Source organism: Brenneria alni, from assembly GCF_003666245.1.
In the GTDB taxonomy this organism is placed as follows: domain Bacteria; phylum Pseudomonadota; class Gammaproteobacteria; order Enterobacterales; family Enterobacteriaceae; genus Brenneria; species Brenneria alni.
The window spans coordinates 42,303-58,957 of record NZ_MJLZ01000019.1; the positions used below are offsets into that span (position 1 = coordinate 42,303).

Sequence of the window (16,655 nt, forward strand, 5' to 3'; positions counted from 1 at the left end):
AAACAAGATATTACCCATTGAATTAAAATGATTATTTCTTCTCACTGTCCGGCCAGGACCAGATAATATTATTTTCAGCGGCTGAGATATACCAGTCGACGGTGCTGGTGGCGGGTTTTTTCACACTTTCATGCTTGGCCAGTGTTTTAGCAGGAAAGGCAGCCGCTTTCTTGCGGATACGCAGAGGCGTATGTTTTTTCTCACCGCTCACCTGCGCATTAAATGATTCAACTTCAGCATCAAATAAAATACCGTCTAAATGATGCAGACGATTAAGCCCGCGCAAAATACACAATAAGCTGCTGAGTGTTATCGACTCGCCCATTTCTGCGCGCTTGATGGTGGCAATCCCTAAACCAGCCCGCTCAGCAAGATCAACCTGAGATAAACGTTGCTGGATTCGAGCGTTTTTTATTCTCCGGCAAAGTTCGGTAACAATCTCGCTTTCATTCATTGTGTTAAATCTCATTTTACCCGCCATTTGCCAGTGCCATTAAACTGCCTGCAGTTTATCATCCATTTTTCTTATGGCACGAACAATTGATAACCAGTCTTCTGAACCTTGATCAATCCCATAAAAACGAGGTGACAGGCGGTCACCTCAACCGAAACGGCCAGTAATGTAATCTTCTGTTCGCCGTTGAGTGGGGGAGGTAAATAAATCATCCGTGAGATTGTATTCTATTAACTTACCCTGATGGATGAACGCCGTGTAATCAGAGACGCGCGCCGCCTGCTGCATGTTATGCGTCACCAGCACCAACGTAAAATAGTGCTTCAGCGTGCCGATCAACTCTTCAATAACCAGCGTTGAAATGGGATCCAGCGCTGAGGTGGGTTCATCGAGCAACAGCACTTCCGGCTTGATGGCAATCGCCCGGGCAATCACCAATCGCTGCTGCTGGCCGCTGGAAAGCGTCAGCGCGTTGTCACTTAACCGATCTTTTACTTCGTGCCACAACGCCGCAGCGCGCAACGCCTGTTCCACCGCATCATCCAGTAAACGCCTGTCCCGTAAACCCTGTAGTCTCAGGCCATAAATAACATTGTCATAAATCGACTTGGGAAAAGGATTAGGACGCTGGAAAACCATTCCCACCCGTCGGCGTAGCATAGCCACATCCAGTTGTGGATCGGTGATCGACATCCCATCCAGCCAGATATTCCCTTCGGTACGGCAGTTATCCACCAGATCGTTCATGCGGTTAAAGCAACGCAGCAACGTCGATTTACCGCAGCCGGATGGACCAATCAACGCCGTAACCTGATTTTTGGCAATACACAGGGAAATATCATTCAGCGCCTGTTTATCACCGTAATACAAATTCAGATGCTTCACGGCCAGCGCTGTCTGTTCCTCACTAAACGGCTGTGCATCCATAGCCGGTAACGCCTCCTCCTTTCTCATAAAACCCATGACTTCATCCTACATTCAAAGTAACAGCTTACGATATTTTTCACGCAGCACATGGCGAATGCCAATCGCCGCAAGATTCAGCCCCGCAACAATCAACACCAACAACAGGGCGGTGATACAGACCAGTGGCCGTACCGCCTCAACATCCGGGCTCTGAAACGCCAGATCGTAAATCTGGAATCCCAGATGCATAAATTTTCGCTCCAGGTGAAGATAAGGGAAAACATCATCAACCGGCAGCACCGGGACAGATTTCACCACGCCCACCAGCATCAGCGGCGCGGTTTCCCCCGCCGCCCGCGCAACGGCAAGGATCAGCCCGGTCATCATGGCCGGCACCGCCATTGGCAGCACCACATGCCATAACGTTTCAGCTTTGGTAGCCCCCAGCGCCAGCGAACCATAGCGCACCGACAGGGGGATGCTTGATAATCCCTCTTCTGTGGCGACTATCACCACCGGCAGCGTCAGTAACGCCAACGTCAACGACGCCCACAGTAAACCCGGTGTGCCAAACGTCGGATTTGGCAACGCTTCGGCATAAAAAAACTCATCCAGCGTGGCGCCTATCAGATAAACGAAAAATCCCAGACCAAATACGCCATAGACAATCGATGGCACGCCCGCCAGATTGGCCACGGCAATTCTGACCCAACGCGTCAGCGCATTTTTACCCGCATACTCATGTAAATACACCGCCGCCACGACACCAAGCGGCATAACGATGATCGACATCAGCACCACCATCAGTACCGTGCCGAAAATCGCCGGAAACAAATGCCCGGCACTATTGCTGTCAGGTGCGTAGTGCGCCAGCAGATATCTGACCTGCCCGCCCCAATGCCTGATTTTCTGGCTCAGACTCATTACATTGGGATACCAGGCCTGTTCAATGTCTTTGAGTGGCAACAGGTGGAGGGCGCCGTTCGCATCGCGCAGTTGAAGCGTATCGCGGTTAATTTCCTGATTAAGTATGGTTAACTGCTGTGACAGTTCATCAAAATGTCGTTGCAGTTTGGTTCGTTCGGCCTGAATGTGCGCCTGTGTTCGACTGTCCAGCGTGTTTGACTGCTGTCGCCTTTTCTCTTCCAGACGCAACGCTTCAAACTGCTGATTGATTTTTGCCATTTCGCCCAGCCGGATGTCCTGAGCCATCCTCAGCAATCCCTGAACCTGCATTACCCGGCGCTGTAATGTTGCGGGCAAATTATCAGCCAGCAACGGTTGACCGTCTTCCAGCATTCCTGCCAGATAACCATATGCGGTGCCATTATTCACGTGCTTAAGTACCAGAATATCGGCGGGTTTGCTGAGGTGGGCAATATCGCGGGATAGCAGAGTACGAAAACTCTGCCCATAGATTTCGCGCTGACCCGTTTTGATCAGGTAACGGGTGACAGATTCATCTTTTGATAAGGGCGACAACAGACCGGCGTCCCTGAGCTGTTGTGCCGACAACGTTTGCTCATTATAAATCTCGCCGATCAACACACGGCTTTCCTCTGCCTTATGCGGTAACACCTCATTTTTCAAAGCTTCTTGTTTCAGAGTAATGAACCACACCGGTTGCGGCCACAAATAGCGCATCCCCTGACCGGCCAGCAGAACGAAAATAGCCAGCATCGCCAGCAGGCTGATGCTAATGGATGATGCCGTCAGCCACACCCACGGCCTTCCTGAGCGGAACCAACGCCTCACGCATTCTCCCCTTCATCACGATAACGTTGGCGCAGACGCTGGCAAATGGCTTCAGCCAATGTATTCACCACAAAAGTGAAGACAAATAACGTTAGAGCAGTCAGAAACAATACCCGGTAGTGGCCGCTATTGATCGCGGCTTCCGGCATTTCAATGGCAATATTGGCGGCCATCGAGCGCAACCCCTGTAGCAACCCTGCATCCATAATCGGCGTATTGCCCGTCGCCATTAAAACGATCATGGTTTCCCCTACTGCGCGACCAAAACTCAGCATCAGCGCAGCGAATATCCCGGCGCTCGCCGAAGGCAACACCACCCGCCACAGGGTTTGCCACGGCGTTGCCCCCAATGCCAGCGACCCCTGGCTTAAACGGGAAGGGACATTGAACAAGGCGTCTTCCGCCAGAGAAAAAATCAGCGGGATCAAGGCGAAACCTAATGCCACACCAACCACCAGCGTATTACGCTGCACAAAATCATCCCCCAGCCATTGATACAAAGGCTGACCCAGCGCCCACACTTCCAGTATCGGCGCCAGCCAGCAACCCGCCATCAGGGTCAGCAAGATGCTGGGCAATAAAAACAGCGCATCCCAACCCGCAGGAAAACGGCTGCGCCAGTTGGCAGGCAAACATTCCACCAACCAGCCGCTGCCGAGCACGGCCAACATCCATAATACCGGCATAACTAAAACGGCGGACAGATAGGTAGCGAAATAGGGCGCCAGCCAGATCGCGGCAATAAGCCCGATGACCACCGTCGGCAAGGCCCCCATAATTTCCAGCACAGGCTTGATCCAGCCTCGCAAAGCCGGTGACATGAAACAGGCGGTATAAACGGCGGCAGATAGAGCCAGCGGCGTGGCAAAAAGCATTGCGTAAACCGCCGCTTTTAGCGTTCCCAGCATCAACGGCATCATGCTGAACTTTGCCTGATAGTTGTCATCCGCTGACGCAGACTGCCAGACATATCCGGGTTCAGGGTAATTTTCATACCACAGCTTTTGCCATAGCCCCTGCCCGCCGATATCCGGGTAGGGATTATCCACGTTATACACCTGCCAGCTTTTTTCCGTTTCTACCAGCATGGCGGAGCCACGCGGTGAAAATGCCAGCAACTGCGCATTTTGCGGTAATTTTTTGCTCAACAACGCGCCCGATTGTTTACTGGCGAACAGGGACAAATCACCCTGAGGCGTCAGGGTGGCAAACACCCTCCGCCGCTCCTCACTGGCTAACAAGGCGATTGACTCGGCAACCGGCGGGAATTGTCGGATCTCCGTCAGCCGCATCCCCTTTGCAGTCGGCACGTCAAACCACTGGCTAATGTGTCCGTCGGCAGATTGAACCAGGAGTGAGCGGCCACCAGACAGCAAGGCTAAATGTAACGATCCCCGCCCGGCCAACGACACGGTTTCCCGCCGTATCCATGTCTGGGCATCTGACTGCCACACGCTGAGTTCCCTACCATTGAGGAGATAAATCTGCCGCCCATCGGGCGTTAGCAGTAGCTGGTCAACCGCCTTTTCAGGGAGATCGACCCGTGCCTTTTGCTGTACGCCACTCTGCCCTATCTCGCTGACGATCAGCCGGTGATCCTGTGTGACGACAGCCACTATCAGCCGTTTTTCCGCCACCGCCGCCACCGCCATACGGCGCAAGGGTTGCGCAGGCAATCCTAACGACAGCGGTTGTTCGCCAAAAGGGTATTGCCATTGCGGGGGAAGATTACCGGTCGGCTGCATCAGCGGCTGTACAATGCTGATTCTGCCGTCAGCCTGACTAAGCGCATAAATCTGACGATCGCGGTGAGTTTCCGCCAGCAAGCCTACGGATGGCGCAAGCGGAATGCGCGCTTCAGGCTGGCCGGAAGAAAGTGAAATAAATTCGCCATAGCCTTGCCTGTCAATACGAAAACCCACCTGACCGTTATCGCTGATGCCAACCGCCAGCGCCGGGGCAACGGCATTCAGCGGCACCGCCTTCTGTTCGCTGATGGAGGGAGAAAGGAAAAGCGGCGTCACCACATACAGCAGATAGAAGAAAATCAATAACAACGCCATCAGTACCAGTAAACCGCTGCCCGCCACAATGCGGTGCGTCAGGCGATCCATCAATGCCCGCCAGCGATCTCGATACTGTAATCTGTTGCCTGTATTTTCCATTGCTCTTTCGCCGTCAGGGAGGTTTCATTTATTATTCCCGTAAGGAACGCGGGTAGCATATGTTGCCTTTACGTCCATAATATGACAATGGTAAGTCCGTCTGCAGATTGGATTTTATCGTCATTAACGCGCCATAATGTTGTTGGATATTGGATAAACCTTCAGCACACTAGTTTAACGGAGTAACAATGAGTCAGGACAAACTCTACATTGAAAAAGAGTTAAGTTGGTTATCCTTTAATGAACGGGTACTCCAGGAAGCCGCAGACAAAAGCAATCCTCTGATCGAACGGATGCGTTTTCTTGGCATCTATTCCAGCAATCTCGATGAGTTTTACAAGGTCCGTTTTGCCGATCTGAAAAGACGTATTCTAATTAATGAAGAGCAAGGTTTAGACGGCAACTTACGCTACCTTCTGGGAAAAATTCAGGCGCGCGTCCTGAAAACCGACCAGATATTCGATAATCTTTATAATGAGTTACTGCTTGAAATGGCGCGTAACCAGATTTTTCTGGTTAATGAACGTCAGGTTTCCCCAAACCAGCAGGATTGGCTGAGGGAATATTTTAAACAGCATTTACGTCCGCATATCACGCCGATACTTATCCTGCGCGACACCAACCTGGTGCAGTTCCTGAAAGATAACTACACCTATCTGGCGGTCGAAATTATTCATGGCGACGAGATTAATTACGCACTGCTGGAAATTCCCTCAGACAAGGTTCCCCGTTTTGTTAACCTGCCGGCAGAAGCGCCGCGCCGCCGCAAAACCATGATTTTGATCGATAACATCCTGCGCTATTGCCTGAATGACATCTTCAAAGGCTTTTTTGATTACGACGCCCTTAACGCCTACTCGATGAAAATGACGCGTGATGCCGAGTACGATCTGGTAACCGAAATGGAATCCAGCTTGTTGGAACTGATGTCTTCCAGTCTGAAGCAGCGCTTAACGGCGGAGCCGGTGCGGTTTGTTTATCAGCGTGATATGCCGGATGCGATGGTCACCATATTGCAGGAAAAACTGGGGATTTCCTCTTACGACTCCGTGATACCCGGTGGCCGTTACCATAACTTTAAAGACTTCATCAGCTTCCCGAACGTGGGTAGAGCCAATCTGGTCAATAAGGCGCTGCCGCGCCTGCGTCACGCCTGGTTCAACAATTTCCGCAATGGTTTCGATGCCATCCGTGATCGTGATGTATTGCTTTACTACCCCTACCACACGTTCGAACATGTACTGGAACTGCTGCGTCAGGCCTCTTTTGATCCCAACGTGCTGGCGATCAAAATCAATATTTACCGTGTAGCCAAAGATTCGCGCATCATCACCTCGATGATCCATGCGGCGCACAACGGCAAAAAAGTCACCGTGGTGGTGGAGTTACAGGCACGTTTTGACGAAGAGGCCAACATCCAATGGGCCAAACGGCTGACCGAAGCCGGCGTCCATGTGATTTTCTCGGTGCCGGGGCTGAAAATTCACGCCAAACTCTTTTTAATTTCCCGCCGGGAAGGGAACGACATCGTGCGTTATGCCCACATCGGCACCGGCAACTTCAATGAAAAAACGGCCCGGCTCTATACCGACTACTCGTTGATTACTGCGGATGAACGTATTACCAATGAAGTACGCCGGGTGTTTAATTTTATTGAAAACCCCTATCGCCCCGTGTCCTTTGAGTACCTGTTGGTTTCGCCCCAGAACTCGCGCGATAGGCTTTATGAGTTGATTGACAAAGAAATCGAGAATGCGCTGGCTAATATTGATGCAGGAATTACGCTTAAGGTAAATAATCTGGTGGATAAAGGGCTGGCGGACAAACTGTATCAAGCCTCTGCCGCTGGCGTGAAAATCAATCTGTTAGTTCGTGGAATGTGCTCACTGATCCCTAATTTACCGGGGATCAGTGAAAATATTCAGGTAATGAGTATCGTCGATCGCTATCTGGAGCATGACCGTGTATATGTCTTCCATAACGGGGGGGACAAGAAAGTCTACCTCTCATCTGCCGACTGGATGACGCGTAACATTGATTATCGTATTGAAGTCGCGGTCGAAGTGCTCGATCCCATTTTGAAAAATCGCATTCTGGACATTCTTGATATTCTGTTCAGCGATACCGTGAAAGCCCGCGTGATCGATAAAGAGCTGAGTAATCGTTATGTATTGCGCGGCAACCGCCGTAAAGTACGTGCGCAAAATGCCATTTATGATTATATCAAGGTGCTTGAGCAACCCGGAGATAGACCTGAATAATGCCACTAATCAACAAAGATGACGAAGTAGTAAAACCCCAGGAATTCGCCGCTGTCGACCTGGGGTCCAATAGCTTTCATATGGTGATAGCCCGTGTGGTAAACGGCGCGCTTCAGGTGCTTAGTCGTTTAAAGCAGCGTGTTCATCTGGCAGACGGACTGGACAGCCGCAACATGCTCAGTGAAGAATCAATGGAGCGTGGTTTGAGTTGCCTGGCGTTGTTTGCTGAACGGTTACAGGGGTTCTCTGCGCCGAACGTCTCCATTGTCGGCACCCATGCTCTGCGTCAGGCGGTCAACGCAGAGGAGTTTCTGCGCCGGGCGGCTGAAATCATTCCCTATCCGATTGAAATCATTTCCGGTCATGAAGAGGCACGCTTAATTTTCATGGGGGTAGAGCACACGCAGCCGGAAAAGGGCCGTAAGCTGGTGATCGACATTGGCGGCGGCTCCACCGAGCTGGTTATCGGTGAAGACTTTGAGCCGATGCTGGTCGAAAGCCGCCGTATGGGCTGCGTCAGCTTCGCCCAGCAGTTTTTTCCCAATGGCGAAATCAGCGAGATCAATTTTAAACGCGCCCGGCTGGCTGCGGCCCAGAAACTGGAAACACTGGCCTGGGAATACCGTATCTACGGCTGGAAATATGCACTGGGGGCGTCCGGCACCATTAAAGCCACCCATGAAATTCTGGTGGAAATGGGTGAGAAAGATGGCCTGATTACCCCGGAACGCCTGGAAATGTTGCGCGAGCAAATTCTGCGGTTTAAGTCTTTCAAATCGCTGAGTCTGCCGGGGCTGCCGGAAGACAGGCAGTCGGTGCTGGTACCCGGCGTCGCGATTCTGTGCGGCATTTTCGATGTGCTGGCGATCAAAGAACTTCGCCTGTCTGACGGTGCGCTGCGTGAAGGGGTGTTGTATGAAATGGAAGGGCGTTTCCGCCATCAGGATATCCGTATCCGCACTGCCCTAAGCCTTGCCAGCCATTACAATATCGATCGCGAACAGGCTCGCCGGGTGCGGGAAACCACCGCGTTGCTGTATGCCCAATGGGCAGAGAAAAATCCCAATCTGGTTCACCCGCAGCTTGAAGCGATTCTGAATTGGGCCTCTATGCTGCATGAGGTCGGGCTGGGGATAAACCACAGCGGTATGCACCGCCACTCGGCCTATATTCTGCAAAACACCAACCTGCCCGGTTTCAATCAGGAACAACAGTTGCTGCTTGCCCTGATAGTGCGTTTACATCGCAAGGCCATCAGGCTGGAAGAGTTTCCGCGTCTGAACCTGTTCAAAAAGAAACAGTATTTACCTATGGTTCAGCTATTGCGCCTTGCCACCCTGCTGAATAATCAGCGGCAGGCCACCACATCCCCCGCAACACTGCGGTTGCTCACTGACGATAATCAGTGGACGCTGGTATTCCCACAGGGCTTTTTCGCCCAGAATACCCTTGTTCAGCTCGATTTAGAGCGGGAGCAGGAGTACTGGCATGATGTCACGGGCTGGAAACTGAATATCGAAGAAGAGAAAGCCTGATCCCTGTGCCGATAACGCTGAGGAAATATAACGCCTCCCCGTTATCGGCTTACCGACCCCATCACGGACGCTGGCGCCGATTGAAAAAAGACGCAATTCTTTTACTGATGGTGCGAAAACGGCCTCCGCATTTCATCTTTTTCATCCCGATAGATTGACCTACCCTGACGCTTGTGCCTAAATAAACAACAGCGAATGTTCGCTTCCACAGGAGATTTTACGGTAATGTCCACGCTTACCCATAAACGACGATTATCAATGCGCCCGCGACGAAGTAGTTCACGCATTGCCCGTGCCGTTTTACTGATCAGTTTTATTATCCTCTTAGGCCGTTTCGCCTACTCCACAATTAGCGCATTTGCCTATCATCAGAACAAACAGCTACAGCTTGTTGAGCAATCCCTCACCGCATCCGATGTGCAGATCAATAAGAAAGAATAGCGCTGGCTTATTATTTTTATTGCCGTCTATTTTATGCCGTTGATTCCAGGTCATAGGTGTTTTGTCGTATTTTATTCCCTCTTTTCAACACACTCGGGCATTGTTCCGTAAACCGTCCTATTCTTAATTCACTGATTTTGCGCTATGTTGAGTGATGGACATCCAGCACCAAGTCGTTACGCATCATCAGGATAAAACACTGCGGGAACGAAACCATATCGAGCATAAGAAACCCATGTCGAATGTCAAAACACTCACCGCCATTAGGCGTCGTATTTCTCTTTTACTTTTAGAAAACAAGGAATTGGTTGCCGACATTATTAACACGCAACCACGTGATAGCGAAACAGGCAAGAAAAACCTGCTCGACCAGACCGCTGAAATCAGCCAGTTAATCACCGATCTGCACGCTGCCGACCTGGCCGATCTGCTGGAGTCACTGCCTCATGATGAACGTCTGGCGCTCTGGCGGCTGATCCCCATCAGTAAGCGTGGACGCGTGCTGATCGAAGTCTCCGACAGCATTTCAGACGATCTCATTAGCGATATGCGGGATAAAGAGATTCTGAAAGCGGTTCGCGTGTTGGACGTTGACGAACAGGCCCAGCTTTCCCGATTGCTGCCCCGCCATCTGCTGGGCCGGATACTGACCTCGCTGGAGCCGAAACAACGGGCACAGTTGCGTGGGGCGATCAATTATGACGAAGATTGCATCGGCCACATCATGGATTTCAAACTCATCACGATACGTGCTGATGTTACCCTCGCCACCGTACAACGTTACCTGCGCTATCGAAAAGTCATTCCTGACTCCACCGATAAGCTGTTCGTCACCGATCGCAAAAACACGCTGATTGGGGAGCTATCTCTGGCCGACATATTGCTTAATGCGCCGGGAACGTCGGTGGCAGCCATTATGGATAAACAGCCAACGATGTTTCAGCCGGAAGATCAGGTAGCAGACGCCGCGGGCGCTTTTGAACGTTATAATCTGATCTCCGCCGCCGTGGTCGACAGCAAAGGCAAGTTAATGGGCCGCCTGACGGTGGAAGATATCGTGAATGTCGTCAATAAAGAAAGCGATAACCATCTGCGTCGTTCCGGCGGGTTAACGCCCTCTGAAGATGTCTATGCGCCGGTCTATAAAGCTGTGCGTAACCGCTGGGCCTGGCTGGCTATCAACCTATGTACTGCGCTGATCGCGTCACGCGTCATCGGTCTGTTCGAAAATACGCTGTCACACCTGGTCGCGCTGGCCACCCTGATGCCGATAGTGGCGGGAATTGGCGGGAATACCGGCAACCAGACCATTACCATGATTGTACGTGCGCTGGCGTTACATCAGTTGGAACACGGCAGGAAATCCTATCTGCTGTTGAAAGAACTGGGGGTGGCGCTGGTCAACGGCCTGATATGGGGCACCGTTATGGGCCTTATCACCTTCGCGCTGTATGGCAGCCCGGCGATGGGCGGCGTCATGATGCTGGCCATACTGCTGAACCTGCTGCTGGCGGCGCTGATGGGGGTGTTGATCCCGCTGGTCATGGTACAGTTTGGCCGCGATCCCGCCATTGGTTCCAGCGTGATGATTACTTCCATCACCGATACCGGCGGATTTTTTATCTTCCTGGGGCTGGCGACGCTGTTTTTGCTGCCGTAGTCAGCCAGTTGTTGCGCCCACCTACAGGATCTGGTCGTTCAGTTGCCCTGCGCCATCGGACGGTTGACAGAGATATATTGACGGCTGCAATCCGCTGCGGACCGGGTATTCACGTTCAAGCATCCGGCAAACGTTGTCGGTTAGCGCGGTAGGGATCAAAGACACCACGCAACCGCCAAAGCCGCCGCCCGTCATTCTGGCGCCGCCTTGCTCACCCACGTATGTCTGGATCAGGTCCACCAGCGTATCAATCTGAGCAACAGTGATCTCGAAATCGTCACGCATCGAAACATGAGACTCGGCCATCAGGGTAAACAGGCGCTTGGCATCCTGCCGGGCAAGGGCATCCGCCGCTTCCAGCGTACGGCTGTTTTCCGTAATGACGTGGCGGGCGCGCCTTACCACCAGCGAATCCAATCCCGCCATGCCCGCTTCAAACTGTGGCAATGAAAGATCGCGCAACGCCTTGACGCCAAAATGGCGTGCCGCCGCTTCACACTGAAGACGGCGAATATTGTACTCACTGTCCACCAGCCCCCGGCGAACATTGGAATTCACAATCAAGATATCGAACCCTGCCAGCATACGCACCGCACGTCCCTCCAGTGATCGGCAATCAATCAACAACGCGTGACCTGCTTGACCCTGCGCCGCAATAAACTGATCCATGATGCCGCAGCGACAGCCGACAAAGTCATTCTCGGCCTGCTGGCCGACGAGCGCCAAATCCAACTGGCTGATATCCAGACGATTAAGCGTCTTGAAGGTTTGTCCGATAGCAACCTCAAGGGAGGCCGATGAGCTTAACCCCGCGCCAGACGGCACATTGCCCGAAATCACCATGTTCATACCGCTGAGAGGCAACCCACGCGCCAGCAAAAACGTTACCGTGCCGCGCACATAGTTGGCCCAGGCGTATTCAGGGTGCGGTTCAATCGCCTTCGTCAGATCAAACTCATCCTGCTGGTTGTCGAAATTTGCCGCCACCACCCGAACCAGACTGTCTTGCCGGGTCGCAGCGCTGATCACCGTCTGGTAATCAATAGCACAGGGTAAGACAAAACCATCGTTATAGTCGGTGTGCTCACCGATCAGATTCACCCGTCCCGGTGATTGAATCGCTGCCTGCGGCGCGTAGCCAAATTCACCTTTAAATATCGACCCGGCAGACTGTCGCAAGTCATCAATACGGCTCATAAAAATGCCCTCAAATTTGCTCAAGAAAATGGATATCACTGACGCCCCGCAGGCGTTCGGCGGCCTGCTCTGCCGTCAGGTCACGCTGGGCTTCCGCCAACATTTCGTAACCAACCATAAACTTGCGAACGCTGGCAGAGCGTAGTAGCGGCGGATAGAAGTGGGCGTGCAGTTGCCAATGGGGATTCTCTTCACCGTTAAACGGCGCACCATGCCACCCCATAGAATAGGGAAACGAACAGCGAAACAGGTTGTCGTAACGGCTGGTCAATTTTTTCAGGGCCAGAGCCAAATCTTCGCGTTGAGGATCACTCAGTTGCGGCAACTGCCGGACGGCAAACTTTGGCAACAGCAGTGTTTCAAACGGCCAGGATGCCCAATAGGGCACCACGGCCAGCCAATGCTCGGTTTCCACTACCAACCGGCTACCGTCCGCCTGCTCACGCTGCACATAATCAAGCAGTAAAGAAGCACCATAACGTTCAAAATAGGCCTGCTGTTCGCGGTCTTCACGCTGTATTTCATTCGGTAAAAAATCGTTGGCCCATACCTGCCCATGCGGGTGTGGATTGGAACACCCCATCATGGCGCCTTTGTTTTCAAAAACCTGTATCCAGGGGTAGCGTTGCCCCAAATCCGAAGTCTGCTCACTCCAGGTGTCGATCACCATTTTCAGCGTGGACAACGGCAATTCAGGCAGGCTCTTGCTATGATCGGGCGAAAAACAGATCACCCGGCTGATCCCTCTGGCGCTTTGTATCCGAAACAGCGGATCTGCACTGGGCGATACCGCCGGGGTATCTTCCATCAGTGCTGAAAAGTCATTGGTGAACACAAAGGTTCCCTGATATGACGGATTCACATCCCCGGTAATGCGCTTATTACCGGCACACAGATAACAGGTTGGATCATGCGATGGCGGCGTATCGTGGTCGGGTTCTTCCTTTTGTCCTTGCCACGGTCGCCTGGCCCGATGCGGGGAAACCAGCACCCATTCCCCTTTCAGCGGGTTGAAACGGCGGTGCGGATGCTCTGTTGGTTCAAATAGTATAGGGGTCATTTTTTTCAGCTTACTATTTTAGTGTAACCGGTTACCCTAAATCTAAACCGCAAGATGACCTTTGGGAAGCGCTCCGTTATCCTTGATAGTGATATCGATCACATAAGCGCCGTCTGCATAGCGCTGATGAAAGGATGAATAGGTAACATTTGCAGAAAACCTGTAGATTTATGAATCTAAATAACCCATACGTTAACCGAGAAAACATAAAACTTTTGTGTCACTCAGTAACACCGTTTTCAGGAACCCTACATGGCTACAATAAAGGATGTCGCTCGTTTGTCAGGTGTATCGGTCGCGACGGTTTCACGAGTCATCAACGATTCGCCTAAAGCCAGCAGTGCGTCACGTAAAGCCGTGCATAAGGCAATGGCTGAATTGCAGTATCATCCTAATGCCAACGCCAGAGCCCTTGCTCATCAGAGTGCGGAAACGCTGGGTCTGGTGGTTGCCGATGTTTCCGATCCTTTCTTCGGAACGATGGTGAAATCGGTGGAGCAAATAGCCCAGGCGACAGGAAATTTTTTACTCATCGGCAACGGTTACCATAATGCTGAACAAGAGAAAAAAGCGATTGAGCAGTTAATTCGTCACCGCTGCGCCGGGCTGGTGGTTCATGCCAAAATGATTTCAGATCAGGATCTGGCCGCGTTGATGAGCCACATTCCCGATATGGTGCTGATTAACCGCACGCTGCCGGGCTATGAAACCCGCTGTGTGGCGCTGGACGACCGCTATGGCTCCTGGCTGGCGACCCGGCACCTGATTCAGGAAGGCCATAAGAAGATCGGTTTTCTCTGCTCGAATCACCCGATTTCTGACGCGTTCGATCGTCTGCAAGGCTACATTGATGCATTGAATGAATACGGACTGTCGGTCAATGAGAGACTGATTGCCCGAGCATCCCCGGATGAAGTGGGTGGCGAATCGGCCATGACCGAACTACTGAGCCGCGGCGGCGGTATGACGGCCATCGTTTGTTACAATGACCCTATGGCGGCGGGCGCGCTGTCTGTTCTCAGCGATAACAGTATTCATGTCCCTCAGGATATGTCGGTAGTTGGGTTTGATGATGTGTTGATCGCCCGTTATCTTCGTCCCCGCCTCACCACGGTGCATTACCCCGTTTCAGCCATGGCGATACAGGCGGCCGAACTGGCCATAGCCTTGTCTCATGGTAAGCCATTAAAAGAAACGACAAATATGTTCAGCCCGACGCTGGTTCGCCGTCACTCCGTCAGCCCCCCGGCTCCAAAAAAATGACGCTTTTATCTTTCCTCCGCCCGACACGTCGGGCGCGGCATTGATTCATCTGGTTGCTTTCTTGTACTTCCCTTACTCCGCCATACCGTCTTTTATCATCCATCATTTTCCTGCCGCCAGTGAAACCGATTACACAGCATACTCGCCGCAGATGTAAGCCATCCATTGCACGGTGTCACCCCGCCGGGAATCTACCAGATCACCGGTAATAACGCTGATTCGTGCCTTCATTTTTTATCGCCCTCAGGCAACGATAGGAAAGAAAAAATTCGCACATAGAAGCGAATATGAACATTATTCGTATATAGAGGCGAATATTATTCAGCTAACGTGGCCCGCCGGACGGCGCAATGAAAGGCGTTTTTATATATACCAGGACTACGCCTGGCAAAATCATGCGTCCCCCCAAATACCCATTGATGAAAATACCGCCGTTAAAAGGTGGTATCAAAATAATGAATGGATAAAAGGGGGAAATAACAAGATGCGCCATTTAGTTTAGGCATTATTCCAAGATATAATTGCGCTTTTGTGTTCTTCATCTCATTTTTAGTGCGCTTGTTACATAGAATGACGTGGAAAACTTGGCCAGCCTCATATTTGGAGCACTCATGTCCCTGTCACATATTGCGCAATTTGCGTTAGCGTTGGTTGTTGTTGCGGTTCTGGCGTTACTCCTCTGCCGCGACCGTAAGAGCATACGCATCCGGTTTATCATCCAACTGCTGGTCATTGAAATTCTGCTCGCTTATTTTTTCCTTTACTCGAATATCGGGTTAGGGGTGGTAACCGGGTTTGCCAGCGTATTTGATAAATTACTCGGGTTTGCCGGTCAGGGAACCGACTTCGTATTTGGCGATATGGTCAACAGCGAGAAAAATCTGATCTCTTTCTTCTTTAAAGTGCTTTGCCCCATCGTCTTTATTTCCGCTCTGATCGGGATTCTGCAATACATTAAGGTGTTGCCGATTGTCATCCGCCTGATCGGCACCCTACTTTCCAAAGTGAACGGTATGGGTAGGCTGGAGTCGTTTAACGCTGTCAGTTCACTGATCCTCGGGCAGTCTGAAAACTTCATCGCTTATAAAGATATCCTGGGCAAGATGTCCGAAAAACGCATGTACACTATGGCGGCAACCGCGATGTCGACGGTTTCCATGTCAATTGTCGGCGCTTATATGTCCATGCTGGATGCCAAATTCGTGGTTGCCGCGCTGATACTGAATATGTTCAGTACCTTTATTGTGCTATCGCTCATCAACCCATACACCGTGGACGACGAGCCGGAATTACAGCTTGGTGATCTGCATGCAGGCCAGAGCTTTTTTGAAATGCTGGGAGAATATATTCTGGCGGGCTTTAAAGTCGCGGTTATCGTTGCGGCTATGCTGATTGGTTTTATCGCTTTGATTGCCGCCATCAACGCCATTTTCAGCGCGATTTTCGGCGTGAGCTTTCAGGAAATTCTCGGTTACGTGTTCTATCCGTTTGCCTGGATTATGGGTATTCCGTCCCATGAAGCATTACAGGTTGGCAGCATTATGGCGACCAAACTGGTTTCTAACGAGTTTGTGGCCATGCTGGAACTGCAAAAAATCGCCGGGGAGCTTTCACCACGCAGCGTCGGGATCCTCTCCGTATTTCTGGTTTCTTTTGCCAACTTCTCTTCTATCGGCATTATTGCCGGCGCGATCAAAGGTCTGAATGAGCATCAGGGAAACGTGGTTTCCCGCTTTGGCCTGAAGCTGGTTTATGGTTCAACATTGGTCAGTATTCTTTCGGCCTCCATTGCCGGGCTGGTGCTGTAAGCAGACAGCCCGGTTCACAGAGAATCGGGCTGTTAATACCTCGATAAGAAAATAATACATGCGATCATGATGGGGCCAATGCCGCCTTGCCACCTGCCCTGCCAGGATCAGGCGTCATTTCTGCTTTCGGGTATAATATTTCCGCCCTGC

12 protein-coding genes are annotated in these 16,655 nt (G+C 51.6%); 6 read left to right on the forward strand and 6 right to left on the reverse strand.

From position 1 onward, the window contains the following. Positions 1-31 precede the first annotated feature (31 nt). From BIY29_RS10215 to BIY29_RS10230, 4 genes are all read right to left on the reverse strand, one after another. The gene (locus BIY29_RS10215) at positions 32-469 is read right to left on the reverse strand and encodes a helix-turn-helix domain-containing protein (protein ID WP_121575038.1); all 438 of its coding nucleotides are present in this window, start codon (positions 467-469) and stop codon (positions 32-34) included. Positions 470-601: 132 nt separating this feature from the next. Next, entirely contained in the window at positions 602-1,408 is an 807-nt protein-coding gene (gene pstB / locus BIY29_RS10220) for a phosphate ABC transporter ATP-binding protein PstB (protein ID WP_420808415.1), read from the reverse strand. 24 nt (positions 1,409-1,432) lie between these two features. Then, on the reverse strand, positions 1,433-3,115 hold the full coding sequence (pstA, locus tag BIY29_RS10225) for a phosphate ABC transporter permease PstA (RefSeq protein ID WP_121575023.1): 1,683 nt from the start codon (positions 3,113-3,115) through the stop codon (positions 1,433-1,435). Further along, entirely contained in the window at positions 3,112-5,280 is a 2,169-nt protein-coding gene (locus BIY29_RS10230) for an ABC transporter permease subunit (RefSeq protein ID WP_121575024.1), read from the reverse strand. Before BIY29_RS10230 ends, pstA begins: the two co-directional genes overlap by 4 nt. A gap of 188 nt (positions 5,281-5,468) precedes the next feature. On the opposite strand from BIY29_RS10230, the gene ppk1 reads away from it, so the two are divergent. The 4 genes from ppk1 to mgtE all read left to right on the forward strand — a co-directional run bounded on the left by ppk1 (position 5,469) and on the right by mgtE (position 11,177). Next, entirely contained in the window at positions 5,469-7,541 is a 2,073-nt protein-coding gene (gene ppk1 / locus BIY29_RS10235) for a polyphosphate kinase 1 (RefSeq protein ID WP_121575025.1), read from the forward strand. Continuing rightward, entirely contained in the window at positions 7,541-9,076 is a 1,536-nt protein-coding gene (ppx, locus tag BIY29_RS10240) for an exopolyphosphatase (RefSeq protein WP_121575026.1), read from the forward strand. The genes ppk1 and ppx overlap by 1 nt, the downstream gene beginning before the upstream one ends. 225 nt (positions 9,077-9,301) lie before the next feature. Next, positions 9,302-9,517 (forward strand): YfgG family protein, encoded by a 216-nt coding sequence (locus BIY29_RS10245; RefSeq protein ID WP_121575027.1) that lies wholly within the window; start codon positions 9,302-9,304, stop codon positions 9,515-9,517. A gap of 235 nt (positions 9,518-9,752) precedes the next feature. Then, positions 9,753-11,177, forward strand: a complete 1,425-nt coding sequence (mgtE, locus tag BIY29_RS10250; protein ID WP_121575039.1) for a magnesium transporter — start codon at positions 9,753-9,755, stop codon at positions 11,175-11,177. Between the two features lie 21 nt (positions 11,178-11,198). Here mgtE and galK read toward each other — a convergent pair whose 3' ends face one another. Together galK and galT are read right to left on the reverse strand one after the other, a co-directional pair. Further along, entirely contained in the window at positions 11,199-12,374 is a 1,176-nt protein-coding gene (galK, locus tag BIY29_RS10255) for a galactokinase (RefSeq protein ID WP_121575028.1), read from the reverse strand. A gap of 10 nt (positions 12,375-12,384) precedes the next feature. Further along, the gene (gene galT / locus BIY29_RS10260) at positions 12,385-13,434 is read right to left on the reverse strand and encodes a galactose-1-phosphate uridylyltransferase (protein WP_121575029.1); all 1,050 of its coding nucleotides are present in this window, start codon (positions 13,432-13,434) and stop codon (positions 12,385-12,387) included. A 252-nt stretch (positions 13,435-13,686) separates the two neighbouring features. Between galT and galR the strand changes: the two genes are divergently transcribed. After that, entirely contained in the window at positions 13,687-14,697 is a 1,011-nt protein-coding gene (gene galR / locus BIY29_RS10265; protein WP_121575030.1) for an HTH-type transcriptional regulator GalR, read from the forward strand. 617 nt (positions 14,698-15,314) lie between these two features. After that, the gene (locus BIY29_RS10270) at positions 15,315-16,505 is read left to right on the forward strand and encodes a NupC/NupG family nucleoside CNT transporter (RefSeq protein WP_121575040.1); all 1,191 of its coding nucleotides are present in this window, start codon (positions 15,315-15,317) and stop codon (positions 16,503-16,505) included. Positions 16,506-16,655: the final 150 nt, after the last annotated feature.